This is a genomic window from Schaalia odontolytica (assembly GCF_002847525.1).
GTDB lineage: Bacteria > Actinomycetota > Actinomycetes > Actinomycetales > Actinomycetaceae > Pauljensenia > Pauljensenia odontolytica_B.
In genome coordinates, this window is sequence record NZ_PKKM01000008.1 from 79,307 (window position 1) to 100,172 (window position 20,866).

Below are 20,866 nucleotides of genomic sequence, written 5' to 3' on the forward strand. Positions count from 1 at the left end.
CTCACAGCTGCGAGGACAGCATGCCGCACCAGCGCGCGTGCCACGCGGAGGCCGACACGTCGGTGAGCGAGGCGACCTGGTCGATGACCGCGCGCAGGCGCACGCCGTCGTCGGAGGCGGCCCGCCACTGCGCGGCGAACACGGGTTCCAGGGCGTCGGCCCCGGCCTCGTAGAGGGCGTCGACGAGGTCGGCCAGGAGCGTGCGCTGCTGGTAGTACACCGGCTCGGTCTCGCGCGGGCTCATGACGTAGTGGACGGCCATGCCCTTGAGGATCTGAATCTCGGCGCGAACCTCGCGTGGAACGACGAGGTCCGCACGGTAGCGGCCCAGCGGCTCGTGCCCGAAGGTCTCGCGCGTGGCGGCCACGGTCGCCGAGCAGAAGCGGCCGATCAGCTCGCTCGTCGCGTCCTTCAGGTGTGCGAGGGAAGCGTAGGAGCCGTCGAAGGAGCGCAGCCACACGGGCATGGAGACGATGCGCTCGAGGGCCTCCTCCAGGTCCGAGCGCGCCACCGAGGGCCCGTACCAGTCCAGGGTCGAGGCCACGACCGCCGAGCAGTGCGCGTCATCGAAGAGGTCTGCGGGGTCCAGCTTGCGGGTCGCGACCGCGTCCTCCATGTCGTGCACCGAGTAGGCGATGTCGTCCGAGAGGTCCATGATCTGGGCTTCCAGGCATCGCCGCCCGGCCGGCGCCCCCTGGCGCATCCACGCGAACACGGGCGCGTCGTCGGGGTACACGGAGTACTTGCGGGTCGACTTGGCCAGGTCAGGGCCACCGGCCTTCACCCACGGGTACTTGCAGATAGCGTCCAGGGTCGCCCGCGTCAGGTTGAGGCCCGCGGGAACGCCCCCCGCGCCGATGACCTTGGGCTCCAGGCGCGTGACGACGCGCAGAGTCTGGGCGTTGCCCTCGAACCCGCCGATCGAGGCGGCCGCCGCGTCCAGGGCGCGCTCGCCGTTGTGCCCAAAAGGCGGATGCCCGAGGTCGTGGGACAGACACGCCGCGTCCACGACGTCCGGGTCGGCCCCCAGCTCCTTGCCGAGCTCGCGCCCTACCTGGGCAACCTCGAGGGAGTGCGTGAGGCGGGTGCGCACGAAGTCGTCCGAGATCGGGCCCAGCACCTGCGTCTTTTCGCCGAGGCGACGCAGCGCCGAGGAGTGGAGGATGCGCGCGCGGTCGCGCTCAAACTCGGTGCGCTCGGAGGACTTGTGGTCCTCGGGCACCCAGCGCTCGGAATCGGCGGACGCGTACGGGCGGCGCGCGTCGCCACCATCAACACCGGGGATTGCCAGAGAAAACTCATTCACGTGGCCATTTTACTAGGGAAACGCTTGCGCAGAACGAGCCCGTGCCTCGTTACTGTCAAAGCACCACAAATTACCAACAGAATACTGTGAGATACCACGTCGGATCTTTCAGCATTTGTTCAAACATGCTAATTGTCAAGTGTCGCATTCAGCGTCGAATCCTCATCCACGGAAGGAGTCCCGCGTGTCCAACACGGCACAGGAAATCCTCGATGCGGTCGGTGGCCCCGGCAACATCACCCACTTCACCCACTGCGCGACGCGTCTGCGCTTCGAACTCAACGACGCGTCGATCATCGACAAGGACCGAGTCGAGGCCATTGACGGCGTCCTCGGTGCCGTCCCGCAGTCGGGGGACCGCTACCAGATCGTTATCGGCGGTGCCGTGCAGTCGGTCTTCAACGAGATCAACAACCTGCCGTCGATGAAGTCGGGCGCCGCAGCCTCGAACGACGACGTCAAGGCCGCCGCCCGCGCGAAGGCGCGTGGCAAGAACGCCATCGTCGACGCGTTCTTCGAGTACCTGTCGGACTCGTTCCGCCCGCTGCTTCCCGTCCTCCTCGGCGCCTCCCTGATCCTGGCGTTCCTGGCGGTCCTCGACTCGCTCGGCGTCGTCGACACGCGCGCCGACGTCATCCCCGCGTGGCTGGGCTACGTGAACTCCATGTGGCGCGCGGTGTTCTACTTCCTGCCCGCGATGGTCGCCTACAACGCGTCCAAGAAGCTGGACATCGACCCGTGGGTCGGCACCGCCGTCATCCTGTCGCTGCTCACCCCCAACTTCCTGGGCCTGAGCAACACCTCCTCCTTCACTGAGACGACCTGTACGACCACCGCGCTCGGCTCCGAGCAGTGCGTCACCCAGATCGGCAACCTGCCCCTGCAGCTGGCCGACTACGGCGGCCAGGTCTTCGTGCCACTGCTGATGGTGCCGATCCTGGCGGTCGTCTACAAGGGCCTGAAGAAGATCATCCCCTCGAACGTCCAGATGGTGTTCGTCCCCTTCATCTCCTTCATGGTCATCATGCCGCTCACCGCCTTCCTGATCGGCCCCCTGTCGATCTGGATCGGTAACGGCCTGGGTGGCGGCCTGGCCTGGCTCAACGGCCACGCCCCCATCGTCTTCGCGATCATCATCCCGATCATCTACCCCTTCCTGGTGCCGCTCGGCCTGCACTGGCCGCTCAACGCCCTGCAGCTGGCCAACATCGCGTCGACCGGCTCCGACTTCATTCAGGGCCCCATGGGCGCGTGGAACTTCGCGTGCTTCGGCGCCACCGCCGGCGTACTCTTCCTGTCGATCCGTGACCGCGACACCGACATGCGCCAGACCGCGTCCGGTGCCCTGGCGGCCGGTCTCTTCGGCGGTATCTCGGAGCCGTCCCTGTACGGTATCCACCTGCGTTTCAAGCGCATCTACCCGCTCATGCTCACCGGCTGTGTCGTCGGCGGTCTGGTCATCGGCATCGGTGGCGGCGCCACCACGAACACCTTCGTGTTCACGTCGCTGCTGACGATCCCCGTCTTCACCCCCATGGCCGTCTACGGCCTGGGTGTCGCCGCCGCGTTCTTCACCGCGTTCCTCATGGTCGTCTTCTTCGACTACCGCACGAAGGAGCAGAAGGCTGAGGCTCGCGCCAAGAAGGAGGCCGCGAAGGCTGGCGTGTCCGCTGCTCCCGCCGCCGCCCCGGCTCCCGTTGTTGCCCCCGCCGCTCCCGCAGCTGAGGCCGCTCCGGCTCCCGCTTTCAGCGACGAGGCAGTAGCTGATCTGACGCTCACCGCCCCCATGGCGGGCGAGCTGGTCGCGCTGTCCGACGTGGCCGACGAGGCCTTCGCCGCCGGCGCGCTCGGCCCCGGCATCGCCGTGTCCCCCGCCGCTGGCGCCGTGGTTGTTGCCCCGTGTGACGGCAAGGTGTCCGTCGCGTTCCCGACGGGCCACGCCTACGGCATCAAGTCCGCGTCCGGCGTCCAGGTGCTCATCCACATCGGCATGGACACCGTGAAGCTGGAGGGCAAGGGCTTCACGCCGCGCGTCGCCAAGGGCGACGTCGTCAAGCGCGGCGACGTCCTGGCCGAGGTCGATTGGGATGTCATCCGCGAGGCCGGCTACGACACGATCACCCCAATGGTCGTCACGAACAAGAAGAAGTTCGGCGACATCACCCCAGCCGCTCCCGGCCCGGTGGGTATCACTGACACGGTCGTGACGGTGTCCCCCAAGGAGGCGTGAGCTTTCCGAGCATCACTGACACAGCCGTGGTGGGCGGGCCGGTTGGCCCGCCCACCACTTTTTATTGCATCGTCGGTTATCGACGTTCTTCCCTCGAGCCTGCGCATGTTCTTGCACAAGCCCAAGCGAGGCAGCTAAACTGTTTGACCACTCGGTTACCTTGCCGCAGGAGTGCGAGGTTCCACGGAGCAAAGGAAATTGGAGCGATGCCAGACCTTGCATTCGACTCACAGCGCCACGCACAGGTGAGTGACGACATGAGCGCCGGGGGTGGCGAACTCACCACCTCCGCAACATCGGCAATGATGTTGGCTGCGGCGCAAATATTCGGGCACTGGACGACTGAGAGCGCGGCCCAGAGCATGGGAGATACCGTGCAGTCGTTCCTCACGTCATTTTCGACGAATATGCTGAACGAGGCGCAGTATTTGAGCGATCTCGACACGAAAGTCGCTCAGGCCGTCTCTGACTTTACCGGCACCGAAGAAGATGCCCGCGCTGCGCTGGCAGCCGTCGGTACCGCCCTGCTGGCTCTCAACCAGGGCGAAAGCGCCCAGAAGGTCTATTCCGAGAAGAGCATTGAGCAGATCACCAGCGAGAATACGCCCGCTCAGTCGGAGACCGGCGATGAGTCTGGCGTTCCAGTGGACACAGTCGTTGATTCCGGGCCCGACGAGTACTGAGCACGAGCGCACACAAGGAGACAACAATGGTGTCATCACCCATGTACGACCGGCTCATGGAGTTCGCGAACAGTGCGCCGGACAACGAGAAGCTCTACGGTTGGGACGACGAGCATTCCGCCATCGTCAAGGCCATTCGTGAGGCGCGCGACAAGGTCAATCACTTCAAGGAGTACCAGGGGTTCACTGGCCAGGCCGGCCAGGCGATGTCCGACGAGGCCACGCGCGCAATCAAGCGCTTTGACAAGCAGGCCAACTTCTACATGACCGGCATGTCCTACTACGTTGAGGCGCGCCGCGCGATCATGCTCGCGGCGGAGGACGCGCGCCAGCTCTCCCCCACGCTGTTAGACCCCATGACGGAATCCCTGCGCCACGCGGGCGAGGTGACCATCCCCATCGCCTCAAAGTTCGGCTTGCCCGGCAAATTCGTCAATTCCCTGGTGGCAGACGGCCTGGCTTACGTGGAGGGTGTTGAGGCACAGGCGAATGCCCAGCGCGAGGCGAAGGCCACGGAGATCATCGAGCGCTTCGAGTCGACAATGAACGACCTGAATGCGAGGCTCTCAGAGCACAGCAATACACCCCCAGCCGACGTCGATTTTAACGGCTGGACCCCGATTCCTGAGCTCCCCGCGGATGCCGCTGATGCCCTCAGGAAGGGCCACATCGTCATCTCGCCCCACGAGGGAGGAGCCTACGGTCGTTCCCGTTCGGATGCCTTCGGCAACGCCGGGCTGCGCGGGGCGGACTCGGGCCTGTATCCGGGTGGATACGACGAGGGCGGTGACATCGACCAGCGTGTCATGCACTCCCCGCGCGTCCCCAATCGCTACCTGCCCGAGGGCGACCTCGGATCACGGACGAATCCGATCACGGACCCGCAGGATCTCATGGACGTGGACCTGCTGCACACCCGAGTCAACGGCGATCGGCACGCGAACGGTGTCATCGGCGGTCACACCCCCGCTCCCCCGGTCGATCGCGATCATCCCCTCTGGGGACTCAATACGGCGCGCGCGGCAGAGGCTCAGTCTGCCGGGCGCCTCGGCGGCGCGGGGCTGCTCGGGGCTGGGGCCCTGGGCCTGCGCGGGGCGGCGCGCATGGGTGGACCTGCGTTAGGTGGCCTCGGGCGCACGGGTGTCCTCGGATCCGGCGTCACCGGTCGGATGGGGGCGGCTGCGGGTGCCTCGACGCTGCGCGCCGGATCGTTCAGCGGCACTGGCATGGGCACCTACACGCCCCCGGGCAGCGCGACTGGAGCGGGTTCGGCGGGGCGCGGCACGGGAGGACCTGCGGGACAGCAGGGCGGTTTCATGGGCGGTTCCGGCGCGGGAGCTGGCGGCGGGGCGAAGGACGAGAAGAAACGTCGTCGCCGCAGGTATGAGGCCTTTCGCGTCGAGGACGAGGAGGACGAGGGCATGCCGCGCGGATACGTCAATCCCCTCTCACAGACCTATGGCTCGGATCGTACGATGACCCCAGCGAAACGCAAGGACGACGGATGGGATATCAGCCAGTGGTGAGCGCACGCATTTTTTCGCCGATTGGTCGGGTTTTTAACCTCCGCACTGCTGGTACCCTGTGCTCCACGCTGGCGCTCACGGGCATCGCCACCGGCTACCCGCTCACTCCCGCACGGGCCGATGATCGCCCCATCACGGCGGCTGACCAGGCCTACTACTCCTACTATCACCTGGACTCCGCACGGGCCAAGGGCTACACGGGAGCAGGCGTCACCATCGCGATCATCGATGGCCCTGTCGACACCTCCGTCCCTGAGCTGGCAGGTGCAAACATTACGGATAAAAGCCCATGCTCAGTCACGTCCAGCTCTGCCCACAGAAGCCACGGCACCACAGTCGCTTCCCTATTGGTGTCAGACGCTTACGGGACGGTACCCGATGCCACGCTACTCGCTTACCAGCGCCCCGATGACGCCAGCTTTGTGGGGGCCGATTGCCCGATGAAAGCTGGTATTCTGCCTACGGAAGTATCATCGTTGATCAACAAAGCAATTGATGATGGAGCATCGATCATCAATTACTCCGCGTCCTCGCTTTCACATTCAGACCACCTCAAGTGGGCAATCGCTCGGGCGATGAGTCAAGGAGTCATCATCACTGCCGGTGCAGGTAACGCGCACGAGGACGACAACGAGACATCACTGTCGTGGTGGTCGGGTGTCGTCGGTGTTTCCGCCATTGATACCGACGGAAAGTTCGCTTCCTATTCCTCCTGGGGGCAGGGTGTCACCACGACTGCCGTCGGGGGCCCTATTGTTGCGCGCGATGAGAGCGGACAGATTTCCTCCACTCAGGGCACCTCTTTTTCGTCCCCTATTGTCGCTGGCGCTCTCGCGCAGGCGCGTGCCAAGTGGCCCAACGCTACCTCGAATCAGCTCCTCCAGCTCCTCGTCAATACGGCGAGCACACCTGAGGGCGGCAGAGACATCTACGTGGGGTATGGACCAATTAACCCCGGAAAGATGCTCAACACCGATCCGAGCCAGTATCCGGATGAGAATCCCCTGGCGGACAAGGGAGGTGGCTCAAGCCCGACTCCCGCGGAGGTCCAGCAGTACGCCGATGGCCTCGTCGATCCAGCCCAGATCGCGTATGACAACTCCTACGCCTATCGCGGCCTCGACGAATCGCAGGCAACCAACAAAGACAACCCCTACCCCACACACCTGGGCACCAGCCCACGCTTCCACAGGCAATAGCCACAGGACGGAGAGCGAGGGGCGCTGGAGAACACTCCAGCGCCCCTCTTTTTCGTCGCTTGCTTCGTGGCCGCGTTGACACCGGCAATCAGGCTTAGCCCTCCGAGGCCTCGACAATGTCGAGGACAGTTCGCACTTGCTCGACGGTGAACTGTCCGGGGGCGCTGCCTTCCCACCCGGGCAGGGTCGCGAAGGTGGCCGCGGACCCGAGGGCAGAGCCCACCAGGCGCGTGGGCGCACCGTTGGGGCCCATGGCGATGCCGATAACGGGACGGTCGTAGGCCTCGCGCGCCCACGCCTGCGCCGCCAGCACTCGGGCCGCGTCCGTGGCGCTGTTGGCCATGCACGCGAACTTGAGGACGTCGGCGCCCGCGTAGTTCATAGCCGCCAAGACCTCGGCGAGCTGCTCGTCGCCGGGAGTCCCCTCAAAATCGTGGAAGGAAGCGACGACGATCGCCCCGGCCTCGTGCGCGTCCTCAATGAGCGAGGAGGACCCATCGCGCGAGATCTCCACGTCGACGCCGCCCGCAAAGGACGAAAGCGAACGCACGAGGGCGCAGTATTCCTCGTCGTCCAGGTAAGCCTCGCCCCCCTCGACCGACGTGCGAATGGTCGCCAGCAACGGCAGGGGCGAGGAATCCGCGACGTAGCGGGCCATCCGCACCAGGTCCGACTCCACGTCCGATGCGGCCACGAAGTGCGACCCCACGAGGGACGACAGGAAGGTGTCTACCCTCCACTCAACGATGTCCGCGCGGCACGAGGCCAGCGCCTCGACCTGCCCGCTCAGGGCTGCCGCGTCCCCGCTGACGGGAACGATGACCTGGGTACGTCCCCCGAGCGTCGCCTTCTTGGCGGCTTTCCCGATGGTGACGAGTCCGGGCGCAGGGTCGGGGTCGGGCGCAGATGGGTGAGGCATGATTCCTTCGCTTAGTATCCGATTTCTGCCAGGTGCAGGCGATCTCGTTCGCTCTGCGTGAGGTAGGGGTGGTCCAGCCAGCCGTCGGGCAGGTGGGGGGTCTTTTCGCCGCCTGCTCGGCCGCGAGGTCCGCGTGCTGCGGGCGGGAAGGCCTGGTCGAGGTCGAGGTCCGCGAGGCGCTCGTGGAGCTCCTGCAGCGTGGAAACCATCGACAGGGCGTGGCGCTGGGGGCCACCGACGGCGAATCCGCGCAGGTACCAGCCGATGTGCTTGCGCATCTCGCGCAGCGCGCGCCCCTCGTCGCCCTGGTCGACGACGCACCAGGCGGCGTGACGCTCGATGACGGAGACGACCTCGGCGAGGCTGGGGCCGGGCGGGATGGACCCGCCGTGGTAGGCGGCGACGATGTCGCGGAAGATCCAGGGGCGTCCCTGGGCGCCGCGCCCGACGCTGATGCCGTCGCAGCCGGTGCGCTCCAGCATGGCCAGGGCGTCGGCGGCCTCGAACACATCGCCGTTACCAAAGACGGGGATGTCGAGCAGGTCCTTGAGGCGTGCAATTTCGTCCCAGTGGGCCTGGCCCGCGTAGTGCTGGTTCTGCGTGCGCGCGTGCAGGGTGAGCGCGGCGGCGCCAAGCTTTTGCGCGGCGAGGGCGGCGTCCGTCGCAGTCTCGTGCTCGGAGTCGATGCCGATGCGGATCTTGACGGTCACGGGGATCTCGCGCCCGATGTGCTCCCCGGCCTCGTCGCAGGCGCGCACGACGGCGCCCACAAGGTCGGAGAACAGATCGCGCTTCCAGGGCAGGGCAGCTCCCCCGCCCTTCTTCGTCACCTTGGGGACGGGGCACCCGAAGTTCAGGTCGATGTGGTCGGTGAGGTCGCGCTCGATGAGCATCGTCGCGGCCTTCGCCATGACGGCGGGGTTGACGCCGTAGAGCTGCAGGGAGCGCACGCGCTCGGCGGGGTCGGGGCGCACCATCTCCAGGGTGCGCTCATTCTCCTCGACGAGGGCGCGGCTGGTCACCATCTCGGTGACGTACAGGCCGGCGGGCGCGTCCACGCGCGGGATGGCGACGCGATGCGGCGCGGCGAGGGGCTCACCCGCAGTCGTCTCGCCCGGGGTGCTCGGGGACGAGGCCGTGGCCCCCTCCCCCGACTCGGCCGCCCAGGAGGGGATGCCGGTGGGCCGCAGGTGGTCGGGCAGGCCCGACTCGCCCATGATGCGGCACAGGCGTCGGAAGGGCACGTCCGTCACCCCGGCCATGGGGGCCAGGACGACGGGTGTCCACAGGCGCAGCGGCCCCACGCGAAGAGGGGCCGCTGCGGATGTTGAGGCTACCTGCAAGTCAGCAGCCCAGGCGTTCGATCAGGTACGACTTGACCTTGTCGAGCGGGATGCGCACCTGCTCCATCGTGTCACGCTCACGGATGGTGACGGCGTGGTCCTCGATCGAGTCGAAGTCGTAGGTGATGCAGAAGGGCGTGCCGATCTCATCCTGGCGACGGTAGCGGCGGCCAACGGCGCCGGCGTCGTCGTAGTCGACGTTCCAGATGCCGCGCAGCTCGTCGGCCAGCTCCTGGGCGGGGCCGGTCAGTTCGGGCTTGCGGGACAGGGGCAGGACGGCGGCCTTGACGGGGGCCAGGCGCGGGTCCAGCTTGAGCACGACGCGCTTGTCGACGCCGCCCTTGGCGTTGGGGGCCTCGTCCTCGTGGTAGGCCTCGATGAGGAAGGCCATGAGGGAACGGGTCAGGCCCGCCGAGGGCTCGATGACGTAGGGGGTCCAGCGTTCCTTGGTGTTCGGGTCGAAGTAGTCGAGCTTCGCGCCGGAGGCCTCGGAGTGGACGGTCAGGTCGTAGTCGGTGCGGTTGGCGATGCCTTCGAGCTCGCCCCACTCGCTGCCCTGGAAGCCGAAGCGGTATTCCAGGTCGACGGTGCGCTTGGAGTAGTGCGAGAGCTTCTCCTGCGGGTGCTCGTACTCGCGCAGGTTCTCCGGGTCGATACCCAGGTCGACGTACCAGGCCTTGCGGTAGTCGATCCAGTACTGGTGCCATTCCTCATCGGTGCCGGGCTCGCAGAAGAACTCGAGTTCCATCTGCTCAAACTCGCGGGTACGGAAGATGAAGTTGCCGGGCGTGATCTCGTTGCGGAAGGACTTGCCGATCTGGCCGATGCCGAACGGCGGCTTCTTGCGCGCGGCGTTCATGACGTTCGCGTAGTTGACGAAGATTCCCTGGGCGGTCTCGGGGCGCAGGTAGTGCAGGCCAGCCTCGTCATCGACGGGGCCCAGGTAGGTCTTGAGCAGGCCGGAGAAGGCGCGAGGCTCGGTCCACTGGCCGCGCACGCCACAGTTCGGGCACGCGATGTCGGCGGTGGTCAGGGAGGACTCTTCGACCCCCTTCTTTTCGGCGAGCTCTTCGATGAGCTGGTCCTCGCGGGCGCGCTTGTGGCAGTTGAGGCACTCGATGAGCGGGTCGGTGAAGGCCTTGACGTGGCCGGAGGCGACCCACACTTCGCGCGGGAGGATGACGGAGGAGTCGAGGCCGACGACGTCGGCGCGGCGGCGGACCATGGCGTTCCACCAGGCGCGCTTGATGTTTTCCTTCAGTTCCACGCCGAGCGGGCCGTAGTCCCACGCGGAGCGGGTGCCACCGTAGATGTCACCGCAGGGGAAGACGAAGCCGCGGCGCTTGGCCAGGCTGATCACGTTGTCGAGGCGGGAGGGTCCCTTAGCCACTTGTCACTCCTTGAGTATTTGGGGCACGACTGGCTGTCGTGTCGCCATCGATACTAGCCGATAACTACTGTTTCGGGCGCTTCCGGGCCCCTCCGCGCTCATGGATCCCACCACAGGTGCGGGCTTGAAATGCTGGCTGGGCTGTGCAGTGCCCTCCCCCGCAATTCTCCACGGGATTCTGCCCGGAGTCCTATCTGAGCACCGCTGCGTGCCTCGCTCGGCTCTCTCGCGGATAGGTTATGAGCATACGGATAGGTTATGAAGATACGGATAGGTTATTAAGCTATCCGCATGTGAATAACCTATCCACATCGCCGTAACCTATCCGCATAAGGAAGGGGCAGGCTCCGCTGCGGCGAGGACAGGCTCCGCTGCGGCGACGACGAGCACGCCGACTTCGAACCTATCCGCATGCGCGCATGCCAGCACCGACAGAGCCGACAGCGCCGACAGCCACCACCCACGCTCACCAAGCACAGCACTCCAAAAGTCGCAGGCAATTCCCCTTGACATATTTCAAGTTCCGAAATGGCGTCGTTGATATTCCAACGTTTTCAACACGTGCTTGAACATTCCATCGTCGAATTGCATGCGAAACTGCAGGGCGCGCACAGAACTACGGTGCCGCACTCAGCAACAAGTAGCGCCTGAGCATCCCCCCACAGCAACTCGCAGCGCCTGGACACTCACATGGCGCCACCACAACACGCCCGAATGCATAAAACAGCCCCGGCCTCGTCGCTCCAACGGGAGGGACGAGGCCGGGGCCGGGTCTGGGGTCACGCGCCCAAAGCCCAACTGACGTTCAGTTGAGGCCGCGGATCCTGCCCGTGAGGGTCAGGCGCCAGTTCGCGATCACGACGACGAGGGGAATGATTCCCAACAGCCAGAGGGACGGGGGCATGGGACCGGTGACTCCGGCCTTGTGAATGAGGGTCAGCGGCAGCCAGGCAGCCGGGACGGCGACGGTAAGGGCGCCCACGAACGACGCGATGGCGACTCTCCATCCCCCACCACGACGCCGGAACACGTTCGCGCCGAGGCGACCTGCGGCGTCACAGGTGATCCAAAAGACCACGACGAGCAACCAGGTGTCGACGCCGGGGGTGTAGACCGTTTTCGGCAGGAAAAACAGGTACGGCCGGACCAGGATGAGCACCCACCAGATGATGCTGCCCATGGCAATGCACACGACGGAGGTGACGTAGCTCGCGAGCGCCAGGGTGCGGCGCGGTGCTCCGCTCAGCGACCCTGCGCGCATGTACGAGATCGTCTGGTTGACCCCTGCAACGACGAGGACGATCCCCACAACTAAAGCTGCGTTAAAGGCTGCCAGACTGACGGACTCCGGGCCCCTATCGCTGCTTGCACCGAAGACGATGGCGAAGAGTGCGTTGAGTGCATACTGCGCGGCGATGCCGCCGAGGCAGGAAAGGACTGCAGGCCAGATACTGACCATGCCGAGGCGCCAGGCGCTGGGGGTGCGGGAGACGGTGGTTGCGGTGCTCATTGGTCGTTCTCCTGGATGAGGTAGGCGAAGGCGTCCTGAAAGGAACAGGGCGAAGAGGTCAGGGAGTGGGTTGCTAGCTCAGTTTCTCCGACGGCGCTAGCGCGCAGGTCCACGACGATTTCTCGCGTGGGGCCGAGTTCGCGGCTCGCGATGAGGGCGAGGTCCGGGTGGGCGGCGAGAAAGCGCTCAACATCGGAGGCGTGGCCGGTCAGTGCACAGACTCTGCAGGTGAAGTCGTCGATGCTCTCGTGAGCGAGAAGCTCACTCTTTTTCAAGACGACGACGTCTTCGGCGACCTTTTCGAGTTCGGACACCATGTGCGAGGAGATGATGAATCGGCGCGGTGCTCGCTGTCCTTCCATGACCTCTCCCGCCAGGGCGAGGATCTCCTCGTAGAGCGCATAGCGCGTGGGCACGTCCAGGGGCGCCTGGATCTCATCGAGGAGGGTGAGGGGCGCGCCCGACGCCAGGGCGATCGAGCCGGAGAGAATGGCTGCCTGCCCGCCGGAGAGCTTGCGCACAAACTTGCGGTTGACTGTCAGGTCGAAGCGCTGGGTGTAGTGGGCGAAAAGCTGCTCGTCCCAGGTGGGTCGCAGACGCGCATAGGTGACGAGGGACTGGCTGGACAGGTTATCGAAGTCGCGGGCGGAGGAAGCGATGATCGAGCCGGTGAGCAGGTCGTCACCGCTGGCCTGGCTACCGTCGATGGCAATGCTCCCCGAGGTGGGGACCATCAGGCCGCCGAGGATCTGCATGAGCGTCGTCTTGCCCGAGCCATTGGGGCCGACGAGGGCGGTGACGGTGGCGTCTCCGAGGGTGAGGGAGACATCGCGCAGCGCCGCCTCACTCTCTCCCGGATACGTGTGACTGATGGAGTTGAGGGTGATCATGAGTTGTCCTTGGCGGTTGTGTCGGCGCCGTAGGCGCGGACGTGGTCGATGATGGCGTCGATATCGAGGCCCAGGGCCAGGCCCGCTTCGACGGCGGGGTTCAGGGTCTCCTCCACGTAGGTGGCGAGCCCGTCGGCCACAAGCGCGTGCTGTGCGCCTTCGGCGACGAACATGCCGATGCCACGCCGCTTTTCGACGAGCCCCTCGTCGACGAGGATCGCAAAGGCCTTGCCGACGGTGGCCGGGTTGATGCGGTAGGTCGCGGAGTATTCCGTGGTGGAGGTGAGCTGATCCCCGGCACGCAGGGCGCCGCGCAGGATCTGCGCGCGGATGTCGTCGGCGATCTGTACGTAGATCGGGATCCCCGAGACGAATGTGGGTGCCATGCGTACCCTCCCTTCAGCTTCAGTGGTTCATTACATGACTAATGAACCATATAACCAACTAACCTGTCAAGCGCTCTCACCACACGAACCTCGGGAAGCCCCCTCCCCCACGCCCACGCCATCTCTCACGCCCGCCCCCAAATGTCGCAGGCAATTCCCCTCAGGCAGCTTTCAATACCACCCACAAACGTTGCAATTCCAACGATCCCATTTATATATTTGAAAGGTTTACATGGGAATTGCATGCGACATTGTCGAAGAACTACGTCAGTAATGCCCGCAATGCTTGCAATGCCGGGACTATCCACATCTGCACACTGGCCCCCAAAGAACAGCGACCTCATCCCACTTCCCCGCGCCCGAATGCATAAAACAGCCCCGGCCTCGTTCCACGGGGATAGGGGACGAGGCCGGGGCTGGCCATGCAGGAGGGCGCGGAGCGCTTACTCCTTGACGCCGCCGGCGGTCAGGCCGGAGACGATGTACTTCTGCAGGTACTGGAACAGCAGGATCACCGGGATGGCTGCGATCACGGAACCGGCCGCGAAGATGCCCCACGGGGCGGTACGCTCGTCAGATGCCCACATGTACATGCCGACGGCCAGGGTGAACTGACTCTGATCCTGCAGGACAACCTTCGCGATCACGAAGTCGCCGAGCGAGGAGATGAAGCTCAGCAGGCCGACGACCGCCAGGACGGGGCGGACCAGCGGCATGATGATCGTCCAGAAGGTCTGGGCGTGCGTCGCGCCGTCGATCATGGCCGCCTCATCCAGCGAACGCGGGATCGAGTTGAAGAAGCCGTAGAGCAGGAAGGTGTTCGAGCCGAGCGCGCCACCGAGGTAGACGCAGATCAGGCCCAGCTTGGAGTTCAGGCCGAGGACCGGGAAGATGTCCTGGATACCCAGGAGCAGCAGGTACAGGGCCACGAAGGCCAGCATCTGCGGGAACATCTGCACCAGCAGCAGGCCGGTCAGGGTCGCGCGGCGTCCCTTGAAGCGGAAGCGGCTGAACGCGTAGGCGGCAGCCGCGCCCATGAGGACGGTGCCCACAGCGGTCGTGGTCGACACGATGAGGGAGTTCAGGACCCACGACCAGTAGCCGGCGTATTTGCCGGAGCCCAGCGCCAGGTAGTTCTCGAAGGAAAACGAGGAGAAGAGCTTGTTTGAGCCAGCGAGCGTACCACCCGGGTTCAGGGACACCGACAGGACGTAGAGCAGCGGGATGAGGCAGTAGATGATCATCAGGATGGCGACGATGTGGCGCCAACCGACCTCTTTCCACCAGCGCCCACCCTTCAGGGTGGACTCGCGATTCTTCTTCACAGTTGCAGCGCTCATCACAGCTCCTCAAGGGTCTTCGTCTGGCGGAAACCGAGCCACGCGATCACGCCCACGACGATGAAGATGACGATGGACATGGCCGAGGCCAGGCCGTAGTTCGGGGAACCCGACTCGATCGCGATCTTGTAGACCATCGAGATCAGGATGTCAGTCTGGCCGACATCCAAGCCCGGGTAGTTCGGGCCGCCGCCGGTCAGCATGTAGATGAGCGAGAAGTTGTTGAAGTTGAACGCGAAGGAGGCGATCAGCAGCGGCACCGTGGACTGCAGCACGAGCGGCAGCTTGATGGACCACACGGTACGCAGGCCGGAGGCGCCATCGATCTTCGCGGCCTCTTCGACGTCACCCGGCAGGGACTGCAGGGCACCCAGGCACACGAGGAACATGTAGGGGAAGCCCAGCCACAGGTTCACGCCCAGGATCGAGAATTTCGCCAGCAATCCGTCCGTCAGCCACGGAATTTTCGTTCCGCCGAGCAGCACCTGGTTAATCAAGCCGAAGTCCGTGTTGAGCATGCCCTTCCACACCAGGGTAGCCAGGAAGGCCGGGAAGGCGTAGGGCAGGATCATGAGGGACTGGTAGATCTTGCGACCCTTGATGCGCTTGTCCGCGAACACGAGGCCCAGGATCAGGCCGAGCGCGAAGGTCGACAGGACGGATGCAGCGGCGAAGACGAAGGACCACAGCAGGGCCTTCAGGAACGGACCAGCCAGGTCGCCGCGGGCGAACATGTTCATGTAGTTGTCGAAGCCGACGAAGACGCGCCAGCCCGGATCGATCTGGTTGCCGTCCGCGTCGACGAAGGCGCCAATCTTGTTGTTGGCCGTGTAGACGACGCCGGTCGTCGTGTCGGTCAGGGTGTCGGCGGCCTCGTCGTAGTTGTAGCGGGACTTGGCCAGGTAGGCGCTCGAGCCGTCGTCGGTGCGGTAGCTTCCGTCGTTGGGGTCGGAGGAAGCCGGAACCCTGATGGCAGAGACCTTCTGCTGAACCTCAGGCTTGAGGATCTCGGCGATCGTCAGGACCTTGTAGCCGTCAACCGCGCTCAGCATGCCGGCGGCGTAGGTGCCGGACACTTCGTGCAGCGGAGTCTCGGAGTCACCCACGCGGATGGTGCCCGTCGCGGTATCGACAACCGCGAGCCCGAGGCCGGAGCTGTCCTCGACGACAGCGGCGGGCAGGTTCGGCGCACCCTCGGCGCGCTGCTCGGACGCCTGCAGGATCGACGCGACGGCGTCGTCCTTGCTGGAGTTATGGCCCTGGCCGTAGTTCGTGAAGGACACGTAACCCGTGTACCCCATGACGAAGACCTGGTAGATGAGCAGGAATACCATGCCGGGAACGAGGTACTTCGCGGGAATAGTCCGCTTGGAGAAGTACACCCAATTGACCACGAGAAGCAGGACGGCCAGGACGGCGAGAACCGTCCACGACTTCACCAGGTACGCGGTGAACATGCCGTAGATTCCCAGGGCATCGATGAGCATCATCAGGACAAGTTTGACGAAGAAACCGGGCCTGGTCACTTCGCTAGCGTGAGAGGCAGTGCGCGCCTCTTTTTTCTTTTCTGCAGCCTTCGCTGGCTCAGACATCGTGTCCTCCACACGTGCGCAGTTTGCGCGTCATTGCGACGATACCCGCCTGCGGCGGGTCGGGAAGCACCCGTGGGTGCGAGTGCGCCGCACTGCGGCGCGAGCGTTTTGTGGGCCTCGCACCCGCCCGCCGCGTGGGACGCGGGCGGGTGCGAGGCTGGGTGCTCGCCTCAGGCGAGCGGGGTACCGGCCGTCTCGCGTCCGGCGGGTTCCATCACTTGGAGGCGATCGCGTTGTTGATATTGGTGATCATGGTCGCCCAGCCTTCGGCCGGGGTCTCGGTGCCACTCACGATGTTGGCCTCGGTCTGGCCCCAGTAGTTCCAGACGGAACCCATCGCGGGGATCGCGGGGGCGAGAGCGCCGGACTCGGCAACCTTCGCGAAGTCCTTGATGTCCTGGTCATCCGACTTGGCGGAGACCTCAGGCATCGCGGAGGCGCGACCACCAAGGTTCTGCATCTCTTCCTGAGCCTCGGGGGTGGCGAGGTAGTTGAAGAACTGCTTGGCGGCGACCGGGTTGGCGGACTTGGCGCTCTGGTAGAACATCTGGACACCAACGAAGGGCTGGGCAGCCTGAGAGCCAGCAGAGGGGATCGACAGGACGGAGACGTCCATGCCGGCCTCGCGGAAGGCGGCGACGTTCCAGGGGCCGGTCACCGTGTAGGCAGCCTTGCCGTCGAGGAAGGCCTGCTTGGCGATGTCGCCCGTGATGGACGGGGAGATGACGCCCGCGTCGCCCTGAGCCTTCAGCCAGTTGGCGAAGTCGGTGCCGCCGGAGCCGCCCATGGCCAGCTCGGAGGTGTACTCGCCGTCAGCGTTGGTGTTGAAGACGGGGGCACCGAAGGAGGTCTGGAAACCGTAGAAGTGGTACGGGTCGCCCTTGTCGCCCATCTGGATGATGAAGGGGTACTCGACGCCGGTAGTCTTGCCGGAGGCGATCATGTCGTCGTAAGTGGTGGGGGCGTCCTTGGTGAGCGCGTTGTTGCGCACCAGGGCAACGGACTCAACGGCGTAGGGAACGCCGTAGGTCTGGCCGTTGTAGGTGACGGCCTTGACGGCGACGTCAGCAAACTTGGACTTGGCCTCACCCAGGTCCACGGGGGCGACGACGCCGTTAGCGACGAGCGCGCCGAGCTTGTCGTGGGCCATGACGATCAGGTCGGGGCCGTTGCCGGTGGGCACCTGGGTGGTGAACTCGGTGTCCATGTCGGATTCGGACTTCTGCACGACGTTGACCTTCACACCGGTGTTGGTGGTGAAGTCCTCGGCGAGGCTCTCAACCTGGGAGAAGCGGGTGTCGTCCGCCCAGATCGTCAGCGTTGCCGCGGCATCGCCGCTGTTGTCAGAGGACGAGGAAGAGGTCGTCGTGCCGTTGTTGCAGGCGGCCAGGGCGGTAGCCGCCGCGAAGACGCCGAGTGCTGCGATGCCACGTCGCATTATTACTCCTGTGTTGGTCAGGCCGGTCGCATCCATCAGCGACCCGCTACAAGAGTCACTGTAATACCCCCGTTTTTGTTTCTGCAACAATTTTCACAATTGTGTGCAAGCTGTTACATTTGAAGGGAAACAGCTGCACTCGGACACCCAAAGGAGCGTTGCGCCGATGACCAAGAATCGTACAAGCATGGCCGATATCGCCACGCACGCGGGCGTCTCAACCGCAACTGTTTCACGCGTTTTCAACGGCGTCGGTCAGGTTTCTGCCGAGACGCGCCGCCGAGTACTCACCGCAATCGATGAATTGGGATACGACCGCCCCAGCCCCGAGCGCACCCCCAACACCCCCACCATCGGTGTGATCGTGCCCGAGCTGACGAATCCGATCTTCGCTTCCTTTGCCCACCACCTCCAAGAGGAGATCTCGCGCGCGGGCGGCATCTGCCTCATTCGATCACAGACACCGGGCGCGACGTCCGAGTTTGACCACCTCTCCTCTCTCATTGAACACCATGTCGACGGGCTCATTTTCGTCTCCGGCAGACACGCTGACCTCCTCGCCGATCTCGCCCCCTACCAGGATGTCGCCGACCGAGGCATCCCCTTCGTGACGATTAACGGCGCACGACCGGAGGTTCCGGCCTCCGATTTCTCCACGGGGGACGCGCTCGGCATCCGCGCGGCGGTTACGCACCTGCACGAGCTGGGGCACACGCGCATCGCCCTGCTGACGGGGCGCACGCACATCGTTCCAGCACTGCGCAAGGCGGAGGCTTTCAGCCAGGTGATGGACGAACTGCTGGGCGACCGCTCCCCCATCATCGAGGAGACCTTCTATACGTACGAGGCCGCGGCTGCCTACACGCACGCCCTCCTGGAGCGCGGCGTGACGGCGATTATCACGGGCTCAGACCTGCAGGCCCTCGGCGCGATCCGCACGATCTCCTCGCTCGGACTGTCGGTCCCGGGCGACATCTCGGTCATCGGTTTCGACGACACGTTCCTCATGAGCCACCTGGATCCGGCTCTCACGACGATTCACCAGCCCGTTCAGTCCATCGTCTCTTCCGCGGTGCGCGCCCTCTTCGAGGCATTAAACACAGTCGACTACACTCCCACGCACGCCGATTACGTCTTTTCGCCGGATTTGATCGTGCGAGGCTCGACCGCGCGCGTACGCTAGGCCTTTCATCAAGGGTCCGACCTCCGAGAATGACTTGACAAAGATTCTCAATCGCAAAGAGAATGATTCTCATGTCGAAGAGAATTCTTGCTGCCGCGTGTGCGGCTGCCACAGCGCTCGCCCTGTCCGCCTGTACCTCCACGGCCTCGTCCGGAGATAGCTCCTCCAAGGACGGCTCCCTGACCGTCATGGCCTCCTTCTACCCCCTGAAGTACCTGGCTGAGAAGATCGGAGGCGAGCACGTCTCCGTCACCTCGTTGACCCCGGACGGCGCTGAGCCCCACGACCTCGAGCTCTCCCCCAAGATGGTTGACTCGCTGTCCTCCGCGGACGCGGTCATCTACCTCGCAGGCTTCCAGAGCGCGGTCGACGAGGCCATCGAGCAGCAGGCCCCCAAGACCGTCATCGACGTCTCCTCCGCGGCCGAGCTGGTCGAGGCTGGCAGCGACGCGAACCACCCCGCCGAGGAAGAGGAAGAGGCCACCGATGAGGCCCAGTCCGGCGAGACCGAGGCCCACGACCACGACCACGAAGGCCACGACCACGAGGGTCACGACCACGCCGATCACGATCACCACCACGACATGAGCGCGGACCCCCACTTCTGGCTGGACCCCATCCGCATGGCCAAGGCCGCGACCCTGGTGGGTGACAAGCTCGCCGAGGCTGACTCCGCCCACGCCGACACCTACAAGGCGAACGCGAAGGCTCTGGCCGAGGAACTCACCACGCTCGGTGACACCCTGGTCGCCAAGACCTCAACCTGCAAGGTCAAGACCTTCGTCACCGCCCACACCGCCTTCGGCTACCTGGCGGACCGCACGGGCCTGACCCAGGTCGGCATCTCCGGCCTCGACCCCGACTCCTCTCCCTCCCCGGCGCGCCTGGCTGAGATCAGCCAGATCGCCAAGGAGCAGGGCGTGACCACGATCTTCACCGAGGCCCTCATCGACCCCAAAGTCGCGCAGACCCTGGCCGACGACCTCGGCATCACGACGGCCGTCCTGGACCCGATCGAGTCCCAGACCGACGCGTCCAAGGACTACACCGCGGCGATGAACTCCAACATTGACGCCCTGACGAAAGCTCTCGACTGCCAGTGACAACAACTGACAACCCCACAACGGCGGGAGCCTCCCACGCGGAGGCGACCGCCGTCGTGCGTCTCGACAACCTGCACGTGGCCTGGGATACGGACCTCATCCTCCACGGGATCTCGCTCGATATCCCTGCCGGCCAGACCGTGGCGATCACGGGCTCGAACGGATCGGGCAAGTCCACGACCCTCAAGGCCCTGCTGGGCACCGCACCCATCACGAGTGGTGACGCCCAGCTCTTTGGCCACTCGGCGACCACGCGCCGCCGCGTGCCGTGGAACAAGATCGGCTACGTCCCCCAGCGCATCTCCTCGGGCGGCGCCATCAGCGCCAGCGCGATTGAAGTCGTGCGTTCCGGCCTGCTCGGGCCCCGGCGCCTCTGGGCACTTCCGGGCGATACAGCGAAGGCTCTGGCCGCCCTCGAACGCGTCGGCATGGCCCACCGCGCCCACTCCCCCCTCAACATTTTGTCGGGCGGGCAGGCCCAGCGCGTCCTCATCGCGCGCGCACTCGTGCGACGACCCGAGCTGCTCATCATGGACGAGCCGATGGCGGGAATCGACGCCGCCTCACGCGCGCGCCTGGCCGAGATCGTCGCCGATGCGAAGGCGGAGGGGACGACGATCCTCATCGTTTTGCATGAGCTGGGAGAACTCGGCCCGCTCCTGGACCGCGAGCTGCACATCAGCGCGGGTCACGTCTCCTACGACGGTCCTCCCCACATCGAGGACGATCACGAACAGCACCACGGCGGAGGCGACCACTGCCACCCCACAACCGAGCCCGGCCCGAGAACGACCGACCGTGGCCTCGTGAGCGGAATCTAGAGGGGAG

Annotated in this window: 17 protein-coding genes; 7 read left to right on the forward strand and 10 right to left on the reverse strand. The window is 65.1% G+C overall.

What is annotated here, in order from left to right:
• Window position 1: 1 nt before the first annotated feature.
• Window positions 2-1,306 carry a deoxyguanosinetriphosphate triphosphohydrolase gene (locus CYJ22_RS06735; protein WP_101602035.1) on the reverse strand — a complete coding sequence of 435 codons (1,305 nt, stop codon included), beginning with the start codon at window positions 1,304-1,306 and terminating at the stop codon, window positions 2-4.
• 184 nt (window positions 1,307-1,490) lie between these two features.
• On the opposite strand from CYJ22_RS06735, the gene CYJ22_RS06740 reads away from it, so the two are divergent.
• The 4 genes from CYJ22_RS06740 to CYJ22_RS06755 all read left to right on the forward strand — a co-directional run bounded on the left by CYJ22_RS06740 (window position 1,491) and on the right by CYJ22_RS06755 (window position 6,944).
• Window positions 1,491-3,536, forward strand: coding sequence for a glucose PTS transporter subunit IIA (locus CYJ22_RS06740; protein ID WP_101602036.1), 2,046 nt, complete (start codon window positions 1,491-1,493; stop codon window positions 3,534-3,536).
• Between the two features lie 206 nt (window positions 3,537-3,742).
• Entirely contained in the window at window positions 3,743-4,219 is a 477-nt protein-coding gene (locus CYJ22_RS06745) for a DNA recombination protein RecF (RefSeq protein ID WP_101602038.1), read from the forward strand.
• Window positions 4,220-4,245: 26 nt separating this feature from the next.
• Entirely contained in the window at window positions 4,246-5,745 is a 1,500-nt protein-coding gene (locus CYJ22_RS06750) for a hypothetical protein (protein ID WP_101602040.1), read from the forward strand.
• Entirely contained in the window at window positions 5,724-6,944 is a 1,221-nt protein-coding gene (locus tag CYJ22_RS06755; protein WP_101602043.1) for a S8 family peptidase, read from the forward strand. The genes CYJ22_RS06750 and CYJ22_RS06755 overlap by 22 nt, the downstream gene beginning before the upstream one ends.
• A 94-nt stretch (window positions 6,945-7,038) precedes the next feature.
• Here CYJ22_RS06755 and aroD read toward each other — a convergent pair whose 3' ends face one another.
• The 9 genes from aroD to CYJ22_RS06800 form a co-directional block, all read right to left on the reverse strand.
• Window positions 7,039-7,863: a type I 3-dehydroquinate dehydratase gene (gene aroD, locus CYJ22_RS06760; RefSeq protein ID WP_101602046.1), complete on the reverse strand. Its 825-nt coding sequence runs from the start codon at window positions 7,861-7,863 to the stop codon at window positions 7,039-7,041.
• An 11-nt stretch (window positions 7,864-7,874) separates the two neighbouring features.
• Entirely contained in the window at window positions 7,875-9,167 is a 1,293-nt protein-coding gene (gene dusB / locus CYJ22_RS06765; protein WP_207760520.1) for a tRNA dihydrouridine synthase DusB, read from the reverse strand.
• A 40-nt stretch (window positions 9,168-9,207) separates the two neighbouring features.
• Window positions 9,208-10,596 carry a glycine--tRNA ligase gene (locus CYJ22_RS06770; RefSeq protein WP_060566737.1) on the reverse strand — a complete coding sequence of 463 codons (1,389 nt, stop codon included), beginning with the start codon at window positions 10,594-10,596 and terminating at the stop codon, window positions 9,208-9,210.
• An 805-nt stretch (window positions 10,597-11,401) separates the two neighbouring features.
• A complete protein-coding gene (locus CYJ22_RS06775) occupies window positions 11,402-12,106 on the reverse strand; it encodes a hypothetical protein (RefSeq protein WP_101602049.1) in 705 nt (234 codons plus the stop codon).
• Window positions 12,103-12,996, reverse strand: a complete 894-nt coding sequence (locus CYJ22_RS06780) for an ATP-binding cassette domain-containing protein (RefSeq protein ID WP_101602052.1) — start codon at window positions 12,994-12,996, stop codon at window positions 12,103-12,105. The genes CYJ22_RS06775 and CYJ22_RS06780 overlap by 4 nt, the downstream gene beginning before the upstream one ends.
• The gene (locus CYJ22_RS06785) at window positions 12,993-13,382 is read right to left on the reverse strand and encodes a GntR family transcriptional regulator (protein ID WP_101602054.1); all 390 of its coding nucleotides are present in this window, start codon (window positions 13,380-13,382) and stop codon (window positions 12,993-12,995) included. The genes CYJ22_RS06780 and CYJ22_RS06785 overlap by 4 nt, the downstream gene beginning before the upstream one ends.
• Window positions 13,383-13,825: 443 nt before the next feature.
• On the reverse strand, window positions 13,826-14,722 hold the full coding sequence (locus CYJ22_RS06790) for a sugar ABC transporter permease (protein WP_101602057.1): 897 nt from the start codon (window positions 14,720-14,722) through the stop codon (window positions 13,826-13,828).
• Window positions 14,722-16,314, reverse strand: coding sequence for an ABC transporter permease subunit (locus tag CYJ22_RS06795; protein ID WP_165782132.1), 1,593 nt, complete (start codon window positions 16,312-16,314; stop codon window positions 14,722-14,724). Before CYJ22_RS06795 ends, CYJ22_RS06790 begins: the two co-directional genes overlap by 1 nt.
• Window positions 16,315-16,528: 214 nt before the next feature.
• Window positions 16,529-17,752, reverse strand: coding sequence for a sugar ABC transporter substrate-binding protein (locus CYJ22_RS06800; RefSeq protein ID WP_007589478.1), 1,224 nt, complete (start codon window positions 17,750-17,752; stop codon window positions 16,529-16,531).
• Window positions 17,753-17,918: 166 nt separating this feature from the next.
• Here CYJ22_RS06800 and CYJ22_RS06805 point away from each other — a divergent pair, with 166 nt between their 5' ends.
• The 3 genes from CYJ22_RS06805 to CYJ22_RS06815 all read left to right on the forward strand — a co-directional run bounded on the left by CYJ22_RS06805 (window position 17,919) and on the right by CYJ22_RS06815 (window position 20,859).
• Window positions 17,919-18,935 carry a LacI family DNA-binding transcriptional regulator gene (locus CYJ22_RS06805; protein WP_101602062.1) on the forward strand — a complete coding sequence of 339 codons (1,017 nt, stop codon included), beginning with the start codon at window positions 17,919-17,921 and terminating at the stop codon, window positions 18,933-18,935.
• 62 nt (window positions 18,936-18,997) lie between these two features.
• Window positions 18,998-20,038 carry a metal ABC transporter substrate-binding protein gene (locus CYJ22_RS06810; RefSeq protein WP_101602065.1) on the forward strand — a complete coding sequence of 347 codons (1,041 nt, stop codon included), beginning with the start codon at window positions 18,998-19,000 and terminating at the stop codon, window positions 20,036-20,038.
• Window positions 20,035-20,859, forward strand: a complete 825-nt coding sequence (locus CYJ22_RS06815) for a metal ABC transporter ATP-binding protein (protein WP_101602067.1) — start codon at window positions 20,035-20,037, stop codon at window positions 20,857-20,859. The genes CYJ22_RS06810 and CYJ22_RS06815 overlap by 4 nt, the downstream gene beginning before the upstream one ends.
• Window positions 20,860-20,866 lie beyond the last annotated feature (7 nt).